Raw genomic sequence first — 20,195 nt, 5'->3', positions numbered from 1 at the left:
AAAATAGCCGGCCTGTATGCATTCTTCGGGATTAGTTCGCCGCCGTGGTTTCGTGCGTCAGGACGTTGGGGATAGTCTCATCCTTACGCAGGGTCATGATTTCACAACCGTTGTCGGTCACGACGAGCGTGTGCTCATACTGCGCAGACAGGCTGCGGTCTTTGGTTTTCACGGTCCAGCCGTCTTTCATGCTGCGAATTCGATAGTCACCGGCGTTTACCATCGGCTCGATGGTAAATGCCATGCCCGGTTGGAGAACCACGCCGCCGTCGTCTGCATCATAGTGCAGCACCTGTGGCTCTTCGTGGAAGCCTTCACCGATGCCATGACCGCAGTATTCGCGCACCACGGAGAATTTCTCACCTTCGACGAACTGCTGAATCGCCTTACCTAGTGAACGCAGGCGAATACCCGGCTTGACCATCTTCAGCGCCAGATACAGGCTCTCTTGGGTCACGCGGCACAGGCGCTCGCCGAGAATGGTCGGCTTGCCGGCGATAAACATGGTCGAGGTGTCACCGTGGAAGCCGTCTTTAATCACGGTCACGTCGATGTTCACGATGTCACCGTCTTTGAGAACACGGTCATCGGAAGGAATGCCGTGGCAGACGACTTCATTAATGGAAATACACACTGATTTCGGGAAGCCGTGATAGCCCAGACAGGCCGGAATTGCCTGCTGCTTCACAGTAATATGCTCGTGGCAGATACGGTCAAGCTCAGCCGTGGTGACGCCAGGTTTGACGTGTGGCTCGATTATCTCCAGCACTTCTGCGGCGAGGCGTCCGGCCACGCGCATTTTTTCGATGTCTTGAGGTGTTTTGATTGAAATTGCCATGAAAGAATCCTGCTGGTGTCGAGTTTTTTGACGAGCCTGGTTTAAACAGCCTTTATTTATGCCTGCGGGTCGTCAATAATTAGCTAGGTCTTATGGTATCAGCCCAGTTCTGAGCTGCCAAATTATCATTCTACCGCCGCGCCTTTGTGTAAGTTTAGTTGGTTTCTTACCGTGATTTATGGTATAAAGCGCGCCGGCAATCACTGTATTGTCTTTGCAGACAAAAGGTGGATGAGCCAAATACTCACTCATTTGTGTACTTATTATTCATTCAATAAGTAATAACACACACGTATCGACACCTGCGCCGGGGTGCTCTGGAATCGCCTTCTTCGGATGGCTTTTTACGGGGTCGGTTGCATGGGATACGTGGAGGCATAACCCCAAACATTTACTATAGAGGTTTTATCATGGCAACTGTTTCCATGCGCGACATGCTCAAGGCTGGTGTACACTTCGGTCACCAAACCCGTTACTGGAACCCGAAAATGAAGCCATTCATCTTCGGCGCTCGTAACAAGGTTCACATCATCAACCTTGAGAAGACTGTACCAATGTTCAACGAAGCTCTGGCTGAGTTGACCAAGATTTCTTCCCGTAAAGGTAAGATCCTGTTCGTTGGTACCAAACGCGCAGCAAGCGAAGCGGTAAAAGACGCTGCAAACAACTGCGACCAGTTCTTCGTGAACCATCGCTGGTTGGGCGGCATGCTGACTAACTGGAAAACTGTTCGTCAGTCCATCAAACGTCTGAAAGATCTGGAAATCCAATCACAAGACGGCACTTTCGAAAAGCTGACCAAAAAAGAAGCTCTGATGCGTACTCGCGAGCTTGCGAAGCTGGAAAATAGCCTGGGCGGTATCAAGGATATGGGTGGTCTTCCTGATGCACTGTTTGTTGTCGATGCCGACCACGAACACATTGCAATCAAAGAAGCTAACAACCTGGGTATCCCGGTATTCGCTATTGTTGATACCAACTCTGATCCAGATGGCGTTGACTTCGTTATCCCTGGTAACGATGACGCAATCCGTGCAGTAAATCTGTACCTGAGCGCCGTTGCTGCCACTGTTCGTGAAGGCCGTTCTCAAGATCTGGCTGTTCAGGCAGAAGAAAGCTTCGTAGAAGCTGAATAATAAGGAAGGCTCACAGCAGCCCTTATTAACCAGGTATTGAATATGTTGGTTAGGGGGCCTTAATTGGCCCCCTTTGCTTATCTTAAATGCGAGAAATATCTCAATGCAAAAGCCTTTTTGCACTGGGATAATCGAGGAAACTACAATGGCTGATATTACCGCTGCCCTGGTAAAAGAACTGCGCGAACGTACTGGCGCTGGCATGATGGATTGTAAGAAAGCGCTGGTTGAAGCTAACGGCGACATCGAGCTGTCAATTGAAAACATGCGTAAATCTGGCGCGATCAAAGCTGCTAAGAAAGCAGGCAACGTAGCTGCTGACGGCGTGATCAAAACTAAAGTCGAAGGCAACTACGGTCTGATCCTGGAAGTTAACTGCCAGACTGACTTCGTTGCTAAAGATGGTGGTTTCCAGGCTTTCGCTGACAAAGTGCTGGATGCTGCTTTCGCAGGCAAAATCACTGACGTTGAAGTACTGAAAGCTCAGTTCGAAGAAGAGCGTGTTGCTCTGGTTGCTAAGATCGGTGAGAACATCAACATTCGCCGTATCGCTGCACTGGAAGGCGACGTTCTGGGTAGCTACCTGCACGGTGCTCGCATCGGTGTTCTGGTTGCTGCTACTGGCGCTGAAGAAGACCTGGTTAAGCAAATCGCTATGCACGTTGCTGCAAGCAAGCCAGAATTCGTTAAGCCAGAAGACGTGTCTGCTGAAGTTGTAGAAAAAGAGTACCAGGTTCAGCTGGACATCGCGATGCAGTCTGGCAAGCCAAAAGAAATTGCAGAGAAAATGGTTGAAGGCCGCATGAAGAAATTCACCGGCGAAGTTTCTCTGACGGGTCAGCCTTTCGTTATCGACCCAAGCAAATCAGTTGCTCAGGTTCTGAAAGAGCACAACGCTGACGTGACTAACTTCATTCGCTTTGAAGTGGGTGAAGGCATCCAGAAAGCTGAGACTGACTTTGCTGCAGAAGTTGCTGCAATGAGCAAACAGTCTTAATGCTGGATTGATGTAAAAATGGAACCGCTGAAACTGGCGGTTCCGTTTTATCCGGCCTTAAAAAATACCTCAGAGGTTATCCTCTACTAGTTTAATCAGGCAGATAAGTTGATGTCTGATGACATCACAGGACTTGTGATGCAAAAAAAACGACCATCCCATTACGACACATTGCTTCTTAGGACAGACACCATGGCTACCAATGCGAAACCCGTTTATCAGCGTATCCTGCTAAAACTCAGTGGCGAAGCCCTGCAGGGCAGTGAAGGTTTTGGTATCGATGCGAGCGTTTTGGATCGCATGGCACAGGAAGTGAAAGAGCTGGTTGAGCTGGGCATCCAGGTGGGTGTTGTGATTGGCGGCGGGAACCTGTTCCGCGGTGCTGGTCTTGCTCAAGCTGGAATGAATCGCGTCGTAGGCGACCACATGGGAATGCTGGCCACCGTAATGAATGGTCTGGCAATGCGTGATGCACTGCACCGTGCCTATGTGAATGCGCGCCTCATGTCTGCGATTCCGCTTAACGGCGTTTGCGACAACTACAGCTGGGCAGAAGCCATTAGCCTGCTGCGTAACAATCGTGTCGTAATCTTTGCAGCCGGTACCGGCAATCCATTCTTCACTACAGATTCTGCGGCCTGTTTGCGCGGGATCGAAATCGAAGCTGACGTGGTTCTCAAGGCCACCAAAGTTGACGGCGTCTTCTCTGCCGATCCGGTTAAACACCCGGACGCGACTATGTTCGATCACCTGACTTACCAGGACGTGCTTGAAAAAGAATTGAAAGTCATGGACCTTGCTGCCTTCACGCTGGCTCGCGACCACAACCTGCCGATTCGCGTTTTCAACATGAACAAACCAGGCGCTCTGCGCCGCGTCGTCATGGGTGAGAACGAAGGTACGCTCATCTCCAGCGGCGAGTAACCTGTCGTTTATTAGAAGACCGTTTTGAATATTCACGGACTATAATAAAGTTATGGTCTGCCAAGTAACCCGTTTCCAAAGGTTCGCAACGTGATTAATGAAATCAGAAAAGATGCTGATACCCGCATGTCAAAATGCGTAGAAGCATTCAAAAATAACATCAGCAAAATCCGCACCGGTCGTGCACAGCCAAGCATTCTTGATGGTATCCATGTCGACTACTATGGCTCTTCCACTCCGCTGCGTCAGTTGGCAAGCGTTGTTGCAGAAGATGCACATACCCTGGCTGTTACCGTATTCGACCGTTCCGTTAGCGCAGCGGTAGAGAAAGCTATCATGGCGTCCGACCTGGGTCTGAACCCGATGTCTGCCGGTAGCGTTATCCGTGTTCCACTGCCTCCGCTGACGGAAGAGCGTCGTAAAGACATGATCAAAATCGTGCGCGGTGAAGCCGAGCAGGGTCGTGTTTCTGTGCGTAACGTTCGCCGTGACGCTAACGATAAAGTGAAAGCACTCCTGAAAGACAAAGAGATCAGCGAAGACGAAGATCGTCGTTCCCAGGACGACATTCAGAAAATGACTGATACTTATATCAAAGCGGTAGACAAAGCGCTGGCTGATAAAGAAGCCGAGTTGATGGATTTCTAATCTATCTCTGCGTATTACCTGAAGCGTCGCAAATGCGGCGCTTTATTTTTTTGAAAAAACATTTCTTATAAAAGCCCTACAGTTAATTGTAAATTAAGTATTAATCAATAAAATGGGCCCTATCCCGTCGTTGTGACACATGAAATTTGGTGCTTGAATCTGATAGACAAGTGGCTGAATGAGTAACAGACTGTGTCACCTCCGATAATGACTTTCGCTATATTGAGTACCTTCATGAAGCAACTGACTATCCTTGGCTCAACAGGTTCTGTTGGCATTAGCACGCTTTGCGTCGTGCGGTCCAACCCTGAGGCCTTTGCCGTGCGTGCGCTGGTCGCAGGAAACAATGTTCAGGTCATGGCCGAGCAGTGTCTCGAGTTCTCTCCTTTGTACGCCTCAATGGCGGATGAAAGATCGGCCGCTGCGCTGAGAGAGATTCTAAAAGAGCAGGGGAGCAAGACGCAGGTCATGTCGGGCGTGAATGCCGCCTGCGAACTGGCCGCGCTGGATGAGGTTGATCAAGTCATGTCTGCCATCGTCGGTGCCGCCGGCCTGTTGCCGACGCTTGCCGCCGTCAAAGCCGGTAAACGCGTTCTGTTGGCAAACAAAGAGTCGCTGGTGACCTGCGGTCGCATCTTCATGGATGCAGTACGTGAAAATAAAAGTCAGCTGTTGCCCATCGACAGCGAACATAACGCGATTTTTCAGAGCCTGCCGGAAACTATTCAGCAACAGCTGGGTTACGCATCTCTGCCAGACAACGGCGTGTCGCGCATTATTCTGACCGGTTCGGGTGGGCCTTTCCGTGAACTGCCGCTGTCAGAGTTCGCCGACGTGACGCCTGAACGCGCCTGCGCGCATCCAAATTGGTCAATGGGTCGGAAAATTTCTGTCGACTCGGCCACAATGATGAACAAAGGTCTGGAGTATATTGAGGCTCGCTGGCTGTTTAACGCTTCGGCGGAGCAGATGGAAGTCATCATTCACCCACAGTCGATGATTCACTCGATGGTGCGCTACATCGACGGCAGCGTATTAGCTCAACTGGGTTCGCCGGATATGCGTACGCCAATCGCCCACGCCATGGCGTATCCACAGCGTGTTGCTGCGGGCGTTGAGCCTCTGGATTTCTGCAAAATGGGCGCATTGACTTTCAGCGAGCCAGACTACGAGCGTTATCCGTGTCTAAAATTGGCCATCGAGGCCAGCCGTACTGGTCAGGCTGCAACCACGGCGCTCAATGCCGCTAATGAGATTTCGGTTGCTGCATTCCTGGCGGGGAAAATTCGCTTTACCGATATTGCCAAACTCAATCATCGGGTCATGGATAAAACTTTGCCCGGAGAGCCAAGCTGCGTAGAAGAGGTTTTGGAAATAGACCGCTCTGCGAGAGAGGCCGCATCATTGTTATTACAGTCATTTACTCTGTAAAATTATACGTCAATGAATGAGGTCGTTTGTTCGAACAACGTTGAAATGATATAGTCTGCGCCTCCTGACGACGCGAAATTGCGTTTCATGGCCGTACTACTCATTTTTAAGTACGTTGGTAGTCAGGTGAAGCCGTGCCTGATAGGGTTCACGGCTTTTTTACGCGCACGCTTCATCATGCACGCGAATGCAGGGTTTACAGGTGACGTCGTTAATTCTAGCTGAAGGGAAAGAGTACGGGTTATGTCGCTCGAGAATCAACAAATGACTGATACAACTTGTCTGCTACCGCGCCATGTTGCCATTATTATGGATGGAAATGGCCGTTGGGCGAAACGCCAGGGAAAAATGCGGGTCTTTGGTCATAAAGCGGGAGTAAAGTCCGTTCGCAAGGCTGTCAGCTTTGCTGCAAGCCATCACCTTGATGCGCTCACGCTTTATGCCTTCAGTAGTGAGAACTGGAATCGCCCGATTCAGGAAGTTTCTGCTTTGATGGAGCTTTTTGTCCGTGCGTTAAGCAGTGAAGTAAAAAGTTTGCATAAACACAATGTCCGCTTACGGGTTATCGGCGACGTCAGCCGTTTTAGCTCACGTTTGCAGGACATGATCCGTAAATCGGAAACGCTGACACAAAATAACGATGGGCTTACGCTAAACATTGCTGCCAATTACGGTGGGCGATGGGATATTATTGAAGGCGTAAAGAAGCTGGCAGGCCAGGTTGAAGCTGGTACACTGCGGGCGGACCAAATCACGGAAGAGGCGTTAGGTGCATCGGTCTGTATGAGCGAACTGGCACCCGTCGATCTTGTTATCCGAACCGGTGGGGAACATCGTATCAGTAACTTTTTGCTGTGGCAGATTGCCTATGCAGAGCTTTACTTTACCGACGTCCTCTGGCCGGATTTTGATGAAAATGTCTTTGAAGGTGCGCTGAATGCTTTTGCACAACGCGAGCGTCGCTTCGGGGGGACTACACCTATCGGCGCCAATGCGTCCTAGGGAGAACTTTTGCTGAAGTATCGCATTATCACAGCTTTGATTTTGATTCCCATTGTCATCGCCGCTCTATTTTTACTGCCGCCCGTCGGCTTTGCCGTCGTCACTATCGTCGTTTGCATGTTAGCAGCGTGGGAGTGGGGCCAATTTGCCGGATTTAAATCACGCACCCAGCGCGTGTGGTTAGCTATTCTCTGCGGCTTCCTGCTTGCCGCCATGATGCTAAGTCTTCCGGCTTATCAGCAGTCTGTTCATCTGATTCAGATTAGTGGCTCGCTCTGGCTGTCGCTAGCCTGGTGGATTGCAGCGTTTATTTTGGTCGTTTTGTATCCTGGTTCTGCCGCAGCGTGGCGTAACTCACGTCCGTTGAAGCTGATTTTCGGTTTATTGACCATTGTTCCGTTCTTCTGGGGTATGCTGTCGCTGCGCCTTTACGGCTATGCTGAAAACCATTACAACGGCGCCTGGTGGCTGCTCTACGTGATGCTGCTGGTATGGGGTGCCGACTCTGGTGCCTACATGTTTGGCAAGCTGTTTGGTAAGCACAAGCTGGCCCCGAAAGTCTCGCCAGGTAAAACCTGGGAAGGGTTGATTGGCGGTCTGTTGACCTCGGCTTTGATATCATGGCTGTTTGGTCGTTATGTACCGTTGAACGTTGCACCGGCAACCCTGTTGATTTGCTCCGTCATTGCGACGTTGGCATCGGTTCTTGGCGATCTGACCGAAAGCATGTTCAAACGTGAAGCAGGGATTAAAGACAGCGGTAACTTAATACCCGGCCATGGCGGCATCATGGACCGTATCGACAGCCTGACCGCTGCGGTGCCGGTTTTTGCTTGTCTCATGCTGTTGGTGTATTAACCTTTATGCCTGCGGCAGTTTTTAAGGAATAGTTGGGATTATGATGAACATACTCTGGAGCCTGGCCGCCTTTATTGTTGCATTGGGGGTGCTAATCACCGTGCACGAATTCGGCCATTTCTGGGTTGCTCGTCGCTGTGGCGTTCGCGTTGAACGTTTCTCTGTCGGTTTTGGGCGCGCTATTTTCCGCCGCACCGACAAGCAGGGAACGGAATACGTGTTGGCCATGATCCCGCTGGGCGGCTACGTCAAAATGCTCGATGAGCGCGTTGAGGCAGTCGCCCCCGAATATCGTCATCAGTCCTTCAATAACAAAACCGTCTGGCAGCGCGCGGCCATCATCAGTGCCGGCCCCATCGCTAACTTCATCTTTGCCGTTTTCGCCTACTGGCTGGTCTTCATTATCGGCGTCCCGAGCCTGCGCCCGGTCGTCGGCGAAATCGCCCCACATTCTATTGCCGCACAGTCCAATATTTTGCCCGGAATGGAACTTAAGTCCGTTGATGGTATCGAAACGCCTGATTGGGATTCAGTTCGCATGGCGTTGATCGGCGAAATTGGAGACGCGAAAACTACCGTCGGGATTGCCCCCTTTGGCTCGTCTCAAGTTGTTGTAAAACAGCTTGATCTCACGGCGTGGCACTTCGACCCGGAAAAGCAGGATCCTGTTGTATCACTGGGTATTATTCCCCGTGGTCCGCAGATAGAATCTATTCTGGCTCAGGTGCAGGCTGACTCCGCTGCGCAGAAGGCAGGTTTGCAAGCGGGCGACAGGATAGTTAAAGTTGATGGTCAGGTTTTAGTAAGTTGGCAAGCTTTTGCCATTCAGGTACGCGATAATCCGGGCAAGTCGATGGCGTTGGAAATCGAGCGCAATGGGCAACCTGTGAACTTAACGCTAATACCAGACACTAAATCAGTGGGTAAGGGACAGGCGCAGGGTTTTGCCGGCGTGGTCCCAAAAATTATTCCACTGCCTGACGAGTATAAAACGATTCGCCAGTATGGTCCGTTTGTGGCGTTTTATGAAGCTGGGGATAAAACCTGGCAACTCATGAAATTAACGGTCAATATGCTGGGCAAGTTAATAACCGGTGATGTGAAGCTGAATAATTTGAGTGGCCCTATTTCCATCGCACAGGGTGCAGGTTTATCAGCTGAATATGGATTTGTGTATTACCTGATGTTTTTGGCATTGATAAGTGTCAATCTCGGTATCATCAATCTGTTCCCATTACCGGTGTTAGATGGGGGTCACCTGCTGTTTCTGGCAATAGAAAAGCTAAAGGGTGGGCCAGTTTCCGAGCGAGTTCAGGACTTCAGTTATCGCATTGGCTCTGTATTGCTGGTGTTATTAATGGGGCTTGCACTTTTCAATGATTTCTCCCGTCTTTAACGGCTGGGGATTAGGTTAGGAAGAACGCATAACAACGATGGCGATCAAAAAGTTGCTCATAGCGTCGCTGCTGTTTGGCAGCGCAACCGTATACGGTGCAGATGGATTCGTAGTGAAGGATATTCATTTCGAAGGCCTGCAGCGCGTTGCCGTCGGTGCGGCGTTACTCAATATGCCGGTTCGCGTAGGGGATACAGTCACCGACGATGATATCAGTAATACCATTCGTGCATTGTTTGCCACAGGCAACTTTGAGGACGTTCGCGTCCTGCGCGATGGTGACACGCTGATTGTTCAAGTCAAAGAGCGCCCGACTATCGCCAGCATCACCTTCTCCGGCAACAAAGCCGTGAAAGATGACATGCTGAAACAAAACCTTGAGGCCTCTGGCGTCCGGGTTGGCGAAGCGCTTGACCGTACCCAGGTCTCCAATATCGAAAAGGGTCTGGAAGACTTCTACTACAGCGTAGGTAAATACAGCGCGTCTGTTAAAGCCGTTGTAACGCCTCTGCCTCGCAACCGCGTCGACCTGAAACTGGTCTTTACCGAAGGTGTCTCTGCGCAAATTCAGCAGATCAACATCGTCGGTAATCACGCTTTCAGCACCGATCAATTAGTTTCTCAGTTCCAGCTGCGCGACGAAGTGCCGTGGTGGAACGTTATTGGGGATCGTAAATATCAGAAGCAGAAGCTTTCCGGTGACCTGGAAACCCTTCGCAGCTACTACCTCGATCGCGGTTACGCGCGCTTTAACATCGACTCGACTCAGGTCAGTTTGACGCCGGACAAGAAGGGGATCTACATCACCCTGAACATCCACGAAGGCGATCAGTACAAAGTCACCGGTGTGCAAGTTGCGGGCAACATGCAGGGTCACTCGGCTGAAATCGAAAGCCTGAGCAAAATCAACAATGGCGAGCTTTACAGCGGTGCCAAAGTGACCAAGATCGAAAATGACATCAAAGCGATGCTTGGCCGTTACGGATATGCGTATCCTACGGTGAACACGCAGCCTGAAATCAACGACAAAGACAAAACAGTTATCCTGCACGTCAACGTTGACGCAGGTAACCGTTACTATGTCCGTCACGTTCGTTTCGAAGGCAATGACACCAGTAAAGACAGCGTGCTGCGTCGTGAAATGCGCCAGATGGAAGGCTCATGGCTCGGCAGCGACCTGGTCGATAAAGGTAAAGATCGTCTGAACCGCCTGGGTTATTTCGATACGGTTGACGTCGAAACCCAACGTGTGCCAGGGACAACCGATCAGGTTGACGTAGTTTACAAAGTGAAGGAGCGTAACACCGGTACCTTCAACTTTGGCGTAGGCTATGGCTCCGAGAGCGGCGTGAGCTTCACGGTGGGCGTCCAGCAGGATAACTGGTTAGGTACCGGCTATCAGGCAGGCATTACCGGCACCAAAAACGACTACCAGACCTATACCGAGCTGACCGTGACCAACCCGTATTTCACGGTTGATGGCGTGAGCCTGGGCGGTCGCATCTTCTACAATGACTTCAAAGCAGATGATGCAGACCTGTCCGAGTACACCAACAAGAGCTACGGTATCGGCGGCAACCTGGGCTTCCCGGTTAACGAAAACAACTCCCTGCGTCTGGGTCTCGACTACGTCCATAACGACCTGTCGAACATGGAACCGCAGGTGGCAATGTTCCGTTACCTGAACAGCGTGGGTGTGAACCCGAGCGTTGTGGCCGGTGAAAACACTTCGGATGCAACCTACAGCGCCAACGACTTCTTCCTGACGCTGGGCTGGGGTTATAACGACCTTGACCGTGGCTTCTTCCCAACGGCGGGGAGTAAAGCCAGCCTGACGGGTAAAGTTACCGTGCCAGGTTCGACCAACGAATACTACAAAGTCACCTTCGATGCGACCAGCTACCTGCCTCTGACGCAGAGTCATAACTGGGTGCTGATGGGACGTGCCCGCGCCGGTTATGCCGACGGCCTGGGTGGCAAAGAAGTGCCGTTCTACGACAACTTCTATGCCGGTGGTTCAAGCAGCGTCCGTGGTTTCCAGTCGAATACCATCGGTCCTAAAGCGGCTTATTACAACTGTGCAACCGGTGCAGCCTCATATAAAGATTGTCCAATCGACAACTCTAGTGATGCGGTAGGCGGTAACGCGATGGGACTTCTCAGCGCTGAGCTGATCGTTCCTACGCCATTTGTCGGTGACAAATACGCTAACTCGCTGCGTACCTCTGTGTTCGTTGACAGCGGCACCGTTTGGGATACCAACTGGGAGAACACCCCAGAGACTATCGCTGCCGGTGTTCCTGACTACAGTAAACCAGGTAATATCCGTGTTTCTTCCGGTGTGGCATTGCAATGGCAGTCTCCTTTGGGACCTCTGTCATTCTCTTATGCACAGCCGGTTAAGAAATATGAAGGTGATAAGGCAGAACAGTTCCAGTTTAACATCGGTAAAACGTGGTAATCTGTTACGGAATTATACCCCAGGTATCAGGGTATAAGCCTTAATCAGCAGAATCGCTTGGGCCTGAGTGATAATAATCTTCTCAGGCCCTCTGCGTAATTGACTGTGCCATCTGGCACAAACGGGTGATGGAAGGAGTTTATAGTGAAAAAGTGGTTATACGCCGCAGGCCTCGGATTAGTTATGGCTGCTTCAGCTAGCGTTCAGGCTGCTGATAAAATTGGTGTTGTAAACGTTCAGCAAATTTTCCAACAAATGCCTGCTCGTGAAGCTGTTGCTAAACAGCTTGAAAACGAATTCAAAGGTCGCGCTACCGCACTTCAGGCACAGGAAACTGCTCTGCAGTCTCAGATGCAGAACCTGCAGCGTAACGCTTCAACAATGAAAGCCGCTGACCGCGCCAAACTTGAAAAACAAGTTATGGCTAACCGCGAAGATTTCTCTGCAAAAGCTCAGGCTTTTGACAATGATAATCGTCGTCGTCAGGCTGAAGAACGTAACAAAATCCTGGGCCGTATCCAGGACGCTGTTAAAACTGTTGCAGCAAAAGACGGTCTTGATATCGTCATCGACGCCAACGCTCTGGCTTATGCATCAAACGATGCTAAAGACATCACTGACGAAGTGCTGAAACAGGTTAAATAAGCATGGCTTCAATTCGACTGGCTGATCTCGCACAGCAGTTGGATGCACAATTGCACGGTGATGGCGAACTCGCCATCACCGGCATTGCTTCAATGCATTCCGCACACTCTGAGCAAATCACGTTTTTATCAAACAGCCGTTACCGTGAACAGTTAGCATCCTGCCTTGCAGGCGCTGTAGTGTTGACCGAAGCGGATCTGCCCTTTTGCCAAAGTGCGGCATTAGTGGTTAAAAACCCGTACCTGACTTATGCACGCATGGCTCAAATTCTTGATACTACGCCTGCGCCTGCACAAGACATCGCTCCGAGCGCCGTCATCTCTCCTGAAGCAAAAATTGGGCAAGGGGTATCGGTAGGCGCGAATGCAGTGATCGAATCCGGTGTTGAATTAGGCGACGGCGTTATTATTGGCGCGGGCTGTTTCATCGGAAAAAATGCCAAGATTGGTGCGGGAACGCGCATTTGGGCGAATGTCTCTATCTATCATCGCGTCGAAATTGGTCAGAAATGTCTGATTCAATCAGGTACGGTGATCGGTGCAGATGGCTTCGGATACGCGAACGATCGCGGCAATTGGGTTAAAATCCCTCAGCTTGGTACCGTGATTATCGGCGATTCTGTTGAGATCGGTGCCTGTACCACGATTGACCGTGGTGCCCTTGATGACACGCAAATTGGTAACGGTGTCATCATTGATAATCAATGTCAGATTGCACACAACGTCGTGATTGGAGACAATACGGCGGTTGCAGGTGGTGTGATTATGGCGGGTAGCCTAAAAATTGGGCGTTACTGCCAGATTGGCGGTGCCAGCGTCATAAACGGCCACATGGAAATTTGCGATAAGGCTGTTGTCACTGGAATGGGAATGGTCATGCGACCAATTACCGAACCTGGGGTATACTCTTCCGGGATTCCGTTACAGCTGAACAAAGCATGGCGTAAGACTGCCGCGTTGGTTATGAATATCGACGAGATGAATAAACGCTTAAAAGCCGTAGAGCGTAAAATCGAAGAAGACTAATTCACCAACAATTAACTACTAAAAATCAATAAGTAATGTGATGTTTCAGTTTCACTGTTCATCGTCTTTACGATTCTTAGTCCCTATTTGCGGCCTGCACAATGCTCCTCTTTGAGGGGCACGCAGGCCGTGCTATTGATGATATCAGTAATATTAGACAGGACGAGTATTTTGAGCACTCCTACTCACAACGATCACTCTCATGAAGAAGTTAGCGTAGAAGGTTTTGGTATTGGAGAAATACTTGAGCTGCTTCCGCACCGTTTTCCGTTCTTGCTGGTAGACCGTGTTGTTGAATACACGCCCCACAAAACGCTGCGTGCGATTAAAAATGTTTCTTTCAATGAGCCTTGCTTCCAGGGACATTTCCCGAGCAAACCCATTTTCCCTGGCGTTCTGATCCTTGAAGCCATGGCGCAGGCTACCGGCCTGCTGGCGTTTAAAAGCGTCGGTAGACTTGAGCCAGGCGAGCTTTACTACTTTGCTGGCATCGACAGTGCACGCTTTAAAAAACCAGTGGTTCCAGGCGACACCATGGTTTTGGAAGTCGAGTTCAAGAAGACTCGTCGCGGTGTCACCTGGTTCACCGGCGTGGCGAAAGTCGATGGTGCCGTAGTATGTGAAGCCGAGATGATGTGCGCCCGTAGTCAGGAGAAATAATCCGTGATTGATAAAACCGCCTTTATTCACCCTAGCGCTGTCGTTGAAGAGGGTGCTGTTATTGGTGCAGGCGTTCATATCGGGCCTTTCTGCTATATCGGCTCTCAGGTCGAAATTGGCGAGGGCACCGAGCTCAAGTCACATGTGGTGGTGAATGGCGTGACCAAAATTGGTCGCGACAACCGTATTTTTCAGTTCGTTTCCATCGGTGAAATCAACCAGGATCTGAAATATGCCGGTGAACCTACACGTGTTGAAGTGGGCGATCGCAACAATATTCGTGAGAGCGTCACCATTCACCGTGGTACCGTTCAAGGCGGCGGGCTGACTAAAGTAGGCAGCGATAACCTGCTGATGGTCAATGCCCATATTGCTCATGACTGCATCGTCGGCAATCGTTGTATTCTTGCTAATAATGCGACCTTGGGCGGTCACGTTCAGGTTGACGACTTTGCCATCATCGGTGGCATGACCGCCGTGCACCAGTGGTGCATCATTGGTGCACACGTCATGGTTGGCGGCTGTTCCGGCGTTGCTCAGGACGTACCTCCTTTTGTTATCGCTCAAGGAAACCACGCGACGCCGTTCGGTATCAATATCGAAGGGTTGAAACGTCGTGGTTTTGACAAGCCTTCTCTTCACGCGATTCGTAACGCCTATAAGGTATTGTATCGCAGCGGTAAAACGCTTGAAGAGTCGCAGCCGGAAATTGCAGCTATTGCTGCGGAGTTCCCGGCAGTGCAGCCGTTCAGCGACTTCTTTGCCCGCTCCACGCGCGGCATCATTCGTTAACAGAGCACCGTTAATTAAAGAAACGCTCATCACGGCGAGCTGATTTAGCAGCACAACTGGATTTAAGAAAAAAATGGAAAAGCCCGTTCTGACAATCGGCCTGGTTGCCGGCGAAACATCCGGCGATATTCTGGGGGCGGGCTTGATCCGGGCTCTGAAGGGCCACTATCCTGATGCGCGCTTTGTGGGGGTCGCTGGCCCTCTAATGCAGGCAGAAGGTTGTGAAGCCTGGTTCGAAATGGAAGAGCTTGCAGTGATGGGCGTGGTAGAAGTGCTTGGGCGTCTGCCACGCCTGTTAGAAATCGGCAATGAGCTGACGCGACGCTTTGCCGAGCTTAAACCTGATGTGTTTGTCGGCATCGATGCGCCTGATTTCAATCTCAGGCTCGAAGCCCGCCTCAAAAAGCGCGGTTTGCGCACTATTCACTATGTCAGCCCGTCGGTCTGGGCCTGGCGACAAAAACGCGTTTTCAAAATTGGTAAAGCCACCGACATGGTGCTGGCGTTCTTGCCTTTTGAAAAAGCGTTTTATGACAAATTTAATGTCCCATGCCGTTTTATCGGCCACACGATGGCAGACTCGATCCCGTTGGATCCTGACAAACAGCTGGCGCGTGAGACTTTAGGTATTCCTCGTGACGTACACTGTCTGGCGTTGCTGCCGGGAAGCCGTCATGCCGAGGTAGAAATGCTGAGCGCCGATTTCCTGAAAACGGCGCTGCAATTGCGACAAACTTACCCTGATTTGCACATCGTCGTGCCGCTGGTTAACGCCAAACGCCGTGAACAGTTCGAGCGTATCAAGGCCGAGATTGCCCCTGATTTACCGGCACACCTGCTCGATGGGCAGGCACGCAATGCGATGATAGCCAGCGACGCAGCCCTGCTGGCATCCGGCACCGCGGCGCTGGAATGCATGCTGGCCAAGTGTCCGATGGTGGTCGGTTATCGAATGAAGCCGTTTACCTTTTGGCTGGCCAAGCGTCTGGTAAAAACGCCTTACGTATCTTTGCCTAACCTGTTGGCCGGTCGTGAAATCGTGACCGAACTGCTGCAGGAAGAGTGCGTACCTGACAAACTTTCGGCTGCACTGCTGCCGCTGCTGGCGGGCGGTGAGAAGAGCCACCAGTTGAAACAAACTTTCCTGACGCTGCATGAAAGCATTCGTCGCGATGCCGACGAGCAGGCGGCGCAGGCGGTGATGGAGTTGGCAAGAAAATGACAGACATTTTTGTATACCCGCAGGCGAATCTCATCGCCGGCGTGGACGAAGTCGGACGCGGCCCTCTGGTTGGTGCCGTGGTAACCGCCGCGGTCATTCTGGACTCGTCAAAACCGATTGCCGGTCTGGCCGATTCAAAAAAACTCAGCGAAAAGCGCCGTGAATTTCTGTTTGAAGAAATCAAGGAAAAGGCGCTGGCCTGGAGCCTTGGCCGCGCTGAGCCAGAAGAGATTGATGCGCTCAACATCCTGCATGCCACCATGCTGGCAATGCAACGCGCCGTGGCGGGATTAGGTATCGCGCCTGAATTCGTCCTGATCGACGGCAACCGTTGCCCGAAACTGCCAATGCCTTCGCAGGCGGTGGTAAAAGGCGATAGCCGTGTTGCAGAAATCAGTGCGGCGTCTATATTGGCTAAGGTTACTCGCGACCGTGAAATGGTTGAGCTGGATAGGGAATTCCCTGAGTATGGCTTTGCCAAACACAAGGGCTATCCAACGGCGGCGCATCTCGAACAGCTGGCACGCCTGGGCGCGACCACTCACCACAGGCGCAGTTTTGCCCCTGTCCGACGTGCGTTGGAAGATGCGCTACTGTCGCGTTAAGCGGCCGTCGTATAGACCGATAACACCGTTTTTTCACAGCAACTCTTAGATTTCTGGTAACTGAATATGGCCGAACCTCGTTTTATTCATCTGCGCGTGCACAGTGACTATTCCATGGTTGATGGATTAGCCAAGGTTGGCCCGTTGGTGAAACGAGCGGCTGCTCTCGGCATGCCTGCGCTGGGTATCACCGATTTCACCAACCTCTGCGGGCTGGTGAAATTTTATGGCTCGGCGCACGGCGCCGGGATTAAGCCGCTGATTGGCGCCGATTTTAACGTACACAGCGACATGCTGGGCGATGAGTTAGCCCAGCTCACCGTGTTGGCGATGAACAATCAAGGCTACCAAAACCTGACGCTGCTGATTTCCAGAGCTTACCAGCGCGGCTATGGCGCGGCAGGTCCGATTATCGAGCGTGAATGGCTGGCAGAGCTTAACGAAGGCCTGCTGCTGCTTTCTGGCGCGCGTCACGGCGATATCGGCAAATTCCTGAGCCGTTCTAATCAACCGCAGGTTGAGCAATGCGTTGAGTTTTATCAGCAATACTTCCCAAATCGCTACTATCTCGAGCTGATCCGCACCGGCCGTCCTGATGAAGAAAACTATCTTCACGCCGCAGTCGCGCTGGCGGGCGAGACCGGCTTGCCGGTGGTTGCCACTAATGACGTACGTTTTCTGGTAGAGAGCGACTTCGACGCGCATGAAATTCGCGTGGCTATCCACGACGGTTTCACCCTTGATGATCCTAAGCGTCCCAGGAATTACACCGCGCAGCAGTATATGCGCAGCGAAGAAGAGATGTGCGAGCTGTTTGCCGACATCCCCGAGGCGTTGCAGAACAGCGTCGAGATTGCGAAACGCTGTAACGTTACCATTCGCCTAGGCGAATACTTCCTGCCGCAGTTCCCGACCGGGGATATGTCGACGGAAGACTTCCTGGTAGTGTGCTCGAAAAAAGGGCTCGAGGAGCGTCTCGAGTTCCTGTTCCCTGATCCGGCGGTGAGAGCCGAGCGTCGCCCGGAGTATGACGAGCGTCTCGACGTCGAGCTGCGCGTAATCAACCAGATGGGCTTCCCGGGCTACTTCCTGATAGTGATGGAGTTCATCCAGTGGTCCAAGGATAACGGCGTGCCGGTGGGTCCTGGCCGTGGTTCCGGTGCAGGTTCACTGGTCGCGTATGCGCTGAAAATCACCGACCTCGATCCGCTGGAATTTGACCTGCTGTTCGAACGCTTCCTGAACCCTGAGCGTGTTTCGATGCCTGACTTTGACGTCGACTTCTGCATGGAAAAACGCGATCTGGTGATCGAACACGTTGCCGAAATGTACGGACGTGAAGCGGTATCACAGATAATCACCTTCGGTACCATGGCGGCCAAAGCGGTAATCCGCGACGTAGGCCGTGTACTGGGTCATCCATACGGTTTTGTGGATCGTATTTCAAAACTGGTACCGCCGGATCCAGGCATGACGCTCGAGAAAGCCTTCGCAGCAGAGCCACAGCTGCCTGAGATTTATGAGGCCGACGAAGAAGTCAAAGCCCTGATCGACATGGCGCGCAAGCTCGAAGGTGTGACGCGTAATGCCGGTAAACACGCAGGCGGTGTCGTTATCGCCCCGACCAAGATCACTGATTTTGCGCCGCTGTACTGCGACGCAGAGGGCAACAACCCGGTTACTCAGTTCGACAAGAATGACGTGGAATATGCCGGGCTGGTGAAATTTGACTTCCTTGGGCTGCGAACGCTGACTATCATCGACTGGGCGTTGAATATGATCAACGCGCGTCGTGCAAAAACAGGTCTTGAACCTCTTGATATTGCAGCGATTCCGTTAGACGATAAGAAAAGTTTCGACATGCTGCAACGCTCGGAAACTACCGCGGTTTTCCAGCTCGAATCCCGCGGTATGAAGGACCTTATCAAGCGTCTGAAGCCCGACAGCTTTGAAGACATGATTGCCCTGGTGGCACTGTTCCGTCCCGGCCCGCTGCAGTCGGGCATGGTAGACAACTTTATCGACCGTAAACACGGGCGCGAAGAGCTGTCTTACCCGGACATTCAGTGGCAGCACGAATCCCTGAAGCCGGTACTTGAGCCGACCTATGGCATCATCTTGTATCAGGAACAGGTGATGCAGATTGCCCAGGTGCTGGCCGGTTACTCGCTCGGCGGTGCAGACATGCTGCGTCGTGCGATGGGTAAAAAAAATCCGGTCGAGATGGCCAAGCAGCGCGGCGGTTTTGAAGACGGCGCTAAATCACGCGGTATCGACGGCGAACTGGCGGTGAAAATCTTCGATCTGGTAGAGAAATTTGCTGGTTATGGATTTAACAAATCGCACTCCGCTGCCTATGCCCTGGTCTCGTATCAGACGCTGTGGTTAAAAGCGCACTATCCGGCAGAATTCATGGCGGCGGTAATGACGGCCGATATGGATAACACCGATAAAGTGGTGGGGTTAGTCGACGAATGTTGGCGAATGGGGCTTAAAATTCTGCCTCCGGACATCAACAGCGGCCTCTACCACTTCCACGTCAACGACGACGGGGAAATTGTTTACGGCATCGGCGCTATCAAAGGCGTGGGTGAAGGGCCAATTGAAGCTATCATTGAAGCTCGCAATCAGGGCGGCTATTTTAAAGAGCTGTTTGATCTCTGTGCACGTTCGGACACTAAAAAGCTCAATCGCCGCATTTTAGAGAAACTGATCATGTCCGGGGCGTTTGACCGTCTCGGACCGCACCGCGCCGCATTGATGCACTCGTTGGGCGATGCGCTGAAGGCCGCAGATCAACACGCCAAGGCCGAGGCTATCGGTCAGGCTGACATGTTCGGCGTACTGGCTGAAGAGCCGGAGCAGGTCGAGAAGTCTTATGCCAGTGTTACGCCCTGGCAAGAACAAAAGGTATTGGACGGTGAACGCGAGACTCTGGGACTGTATCTGACCGGACATCCGATCACCCAGTACCTGAAAGAAATCGAGCGTTATGGCGGTGGCCAGCGCCTGAAAGATATGCACCCGACAGAACGGGGAAAAATGACCATCGCAGTCGGTTTGGTTGTGGCTGCGAAGGTGATGATGACCAAGCGGGGTAACCGCATTGGCATTTGTACGTTGGACGACCGGTCAGGCCGTCTTGAAGTGATGTTGTTTACCGAAGCCTTGGAAAAATTTCAGCATTTGTTGGAAAAAGACCGTATCCTGATAGCGACGGGACAGGTCAGCTTTGATGACTTCAACGGCGGGCTTAAAATGATGGCCCGTGATTTAATGGACATCAGTGAAGCGCGTGAAAAATACGCTCGTGGTCTTGCTATATCGCTGACTGACAGGCAAATTGATGACCAGCTTTTGAACCGTCTGCGCGAATCGTTGGAACCTCATCGATCGGGGACGATACCAGTTCATCTGTATTATCAACGAGAAAACGCTCGGGCACGGCTCAGATTTGGTGCAACATGGCGTGTTACGCCAACCGATCGTCTGTTGCTTGATTTACGTTCTCTGGTAGGTACTGAACAGGTTGAACTGGAATTTGACTAAAATAGG

At 51.6% G+C, this 20,195-nt stretch carries 17 protein-coding genes; 16 read left to right on the top strand and 1 reads right to left on the bottom strand.

The features are described 5' to 3' along the window. Window positions 1-31: 31 nt before the first annotated feature. Window positions 32-838, bottom strand: a complete 807-nt coding sequence (map, locus tag BS640_RS19290) for a type I methionyl aminopeptidase (protein ID WP_017491982.1) — start codon at window positions 836-838, stop codon at window positions 32-34. A gap of 410 nt (window positions 839-1,248) precedes the next feature. Here map and rpsB point away from each other — a divergent pair, with 410 nt between their 5' ends. The 16 genes from rpsB to dnaE all read left to right on the top strand — a co-directional run bounded on the left by rpsB (window position 1,249) and on the right by dnaE (window position 20,189). Beyond that, window positions 1,249-1,974 carry a 30S ribosomal protein S2 gene (gene rpsB, locus BS640_RS19280; RefSeq protein WP_017491981.1) on the top strand — a complete coding sequence of 242 codons (726 nt, stop codon included), beginning with the start codon at window positions 1,249-1,251 and terminating at the stop codon, window positions 1,972-1,974. 145 nt (window positions 1,975-2,119) lie between these two features. Next, window positions 2,120-2,971 (top strand): translation elongation factor Ts, encoded by an 852-nt coding sequence (gene tsf / locus BS640_RS19275; protein WP_017491980.1) that lies wholly within the window; start codon window positions 2,120-2,122, stop codon window positions 2,969-2,971. Between the two features lie 192 nt (window positions 2,972-3,163). Beyond that, window positions 3,164-3,895 carry a UMP kinase gene (pyrH, locus tag BS640_RS19270; RefSeq protein ID WP_017491979.1) on the top strand — a complete coding sequence of 244 codons (732 nt, stop codon included), beginning with the start codon at window positions 3,164-3,166 and terminating at the stop codon, window positions 3,893-3,895. Window positions 3,896-3,985: 90 nt separating this feature from the next. Then, a complete protein-coding gene (gene frr / locus BS640_RS19265) occupies window positions 3,986-4,543 on the top strand; it encodes a ribosome recycling factor (protein WP_017491978.1) in 558 nt (185 codons plus the stop codon). Window positions 4,544-4,777: 234 nt separating this feature from the next. Next, window positions 4,778-5,974 (top strand): 1-deoxy-D-xylulose-5-phosphate reductoisomerase, encoded by a 1,197-nt coding sequence (gene ispC, locus BS640_RS19260; protein WP_017491977.1) that lies wholly within the window; start codon window positions 4,778-4,780, stop codon window positions 5,972-5,974. 243 nt (window positions 5,975-6,217) lie between these two features. After that, window positions 6,218-6,976 (top strand): (2E,6E)-farnesyl-diphosphate-specific ditrans,polycis-undecaprenyl-diphosphate synthase, encoded by a 759-nt coding sequence (gene ispU, locus BS640_RS19255; RefSeq protein ID WP_017491976.1) that lies wholly within the window; start codon window positions 6,218-6,220, stop codon window positions 6,974-6,976. A 9-nt stretch (window positions 6,977-6,985) separates the two neighbouring features. Beyond that, window positions 6,986-7,834 (top strand): phosphatidate cytidylyltransferase, encoded by an 849-nt coding sequence (gene cdsA / locus BS640_RS19250; RefSeq protein ID WP_017491975.1) that lies wholly within the window; start codon window positions 6,986-6,988, stop codon window positions 7,832-7,834. Between the two features lie 40 nt (window positions 7,835-7,874). After that, on the top strand, window positions 7,875-9,230 hold the full coding sequence (gene rseP / locus BS640_RS19245; protein ID WP_017491974.1) for a sigma E protease regulator RseP: 1,356 nt from the start codon (window positions 7,875-7,877) through the stop codon (window positions 9,228-9,230). 37 nt (window positions 9,231-9,267) lie between these two features. Then, complete coding sequence (bamA, locus tag BS640_RS19240) at window positions 9,268-11,691, top strand: outer membrane protein assembly factor BamA (protein WP_017491973.1); 2,424 nt, start codon at window positions 9,268-9,270, stop codon at window positions 11,689-11,691. 144 nt (window positions 11,692-11,835) lie between these two features. Beyond that, complete coding sequence (gene skp, locus BS640_RS19235) at window positions 11,836-12,336, top strand: molecular chaperone Skp (protein WP_017491972.1); 501 nt, start codon at window positions 11,836-11,838, stop codon at window positions 12,334-12,336. Between the two features lie 2 nt (window positions 12,337-12,338). After that, the gene (gene lpxD, locus BS640_RS19230) at window positions 12,339-13,361 is read left to right on the top strand and encodes a UDP-3-O-(3-hydroxymyristoyl)glucosamine N-acyltransferase (protein ID WP_084913164.1); all 1,023 of its coding nucleotides are present in this window, start codon (window positions 12,339-12,341) and stop codon (window positions 13,359-13,361) included. 171 nt (window positions 13,362-13,532) lie between these two features. After that, complete coding sequence (gene fabZ / locus BS640_RS19225; RefSeq protein WP_017491970.1) at window positions 13,533-14,021, top strand: 3-hydroxyacyl-ACP dehydratase FabZ; 489 nt, start codon at window positions 13,533-13,535, stop codon at window positions 14,019-14,021. A gap of 3 nt (window positions 14,022-14,024) precedes the next feature. After that, window positions 14,025-14,813 (top strand): acyl-ACP--UDP-N-acetylglucosamine O-acyltransferase, encoded by a 789-nt coding sequence (lpxA, locus tag BS640_RS19220; protein ID WP_017491969.1) that lies wholly within the window; start codon window positions 14,025-14,027, stop codon window positions 14,811-14,813. Window positions 14,814-14,886: 73 nt separating this feature from the next. Beyond that, the gene (gene lpxB / locus BS640_RS19215) at window positions 14,887-16,035 is read left to right on the top strand and encodes a lipid-A-disaccharide synthase (protein ID WP_017491968.1); all 1,149 of its coding nucleotides are present in this window, start codon (window positions 14,887-14,889) and stop codon (window positions 16,033-16,035) included. Beyond that, window positions 16,032-16,640 (top strand): ribonuclease HII, encoded by a 609-nt coding sequence (gene rnhB / locus BS640_RS19210; protein WP_084913163.1) that lies wholly within the window; start codon window positions 16,032-16,034, stop codon window positions 16,638-16,640. The genes lpxB and rnhB overlap by 4 nt, the downstream gene beginning before the upstream one ends. A 66-nt stretch (window positions 16,641-16,706) precedes the next feature. Beyond that, window positions 16,707-20,189, top strand: a complete 3,483-nt coding sequence (gene dnaE / locus BS640_RS19205) for a DNA polymerase III subunit alpha (protein ID WP_084913162.1) — start codon at window positions 16,707-16,709, stop codon at window positions 20,187-20,189. The last annotated feature ends 6 nt before the right edge of the window (window positions 20,190-20,195 follow it).

The organism is Rouxiella badensis (assembly GCF_002093665.1).
In the GTDB taxonomy this organism is placed as follows: domain Bacteria; phylum Pseudomonadota; class Gammaproteobacteria; order Enterobacterales; family Enterobacteriaceae; genus Rouxiella; species Rouxiella badensis.
Note: the sequence above shows the minus strand (reverse complement) of the source record. Positions and strands in the feature narration are given on the sequence as shown.

Excerpts from the sequence above, each read along its gene's own strand:
- rpsB (WP_017491981.1), top strand. The coding sequence starts at position 1,249 with ATGGCAACTGTTTCCATGCGCGACATGCTCAAGGCTGGTGTACACTTC.
- map (WP_017491982.1), bottom strand. The coding sequence starts at position 838 with ATGGCAATTTCAATCAAAACACCTCAAGACATCGAAAAAATGCGCGTG.
- dnaE (WP_084913162.1), top strand. The coding sequence starts at position 16,707 with ATGGCCGAACCTCGTTTTATTCATCTGCGCGTGCACAGTGACTATTCC.
- lpxD (WP_084913164.1), top strand. The coding sequence starts at position 12,339 with ATGGCTTCAATTCGACTGGCTGATCTCGCACAGCAGTTGGATGCACAA.
- ispC (WP_017491977.1), top strand. The coding sequence starts at position 4,778 with ATGAAGCAACTGACTATCCTTGGCTCAACAGGTTCTGTTGGCATTAGC.
- bamA (WP_017491973.1), top strand. The coding sequence starts at position 9,268 with ATGGCGATCAAAAAGTTGCTCATAGCGTCGCTGCTGTTTGGCAGCGCA.
- lpxB (WP_017491968.1), top strand. The coding sequence starts at position 14,887 with ATGGAAAAGCCCGTTCTGACAATCGGCCTGGTTGCCGGCGAAACATCC.
- rseP (WP_017491974.1), top strand. The coding sequence starts at position 7,875 with ATGATGAACATACTCTGGAGCCTGGCCGCCTTTATTGTTGCATTGGGG.
- pyrH (WP_017491979.1), top strand. The coding sequence starts at position 3,164 with ATGGCTACCAATGCGAAACCCGTTTATCAGCGTATCCTGCTAAAACTC.
- rnhB (WP_084913163.1), top strand. The coding sequence starts at position 16,032 with ATGACAGACATTTTTGTATACCCGCAGGCGAATCTCATCGCCGGCGTG.
- ispU (WP_017491976.1), top strand. The coding sequence starts at position 6,218 with ATGTCGCTCGAGAATCAACAAATGACTGATACAACTTGTCTGCTACCG.
- tsf (WP_017491980.1), top strand. The coding sequence starts at position 2,120 with ATGGCTGATATTACCGCTGCCCTGGTAAAAGAACTGCGCGAACGTACT.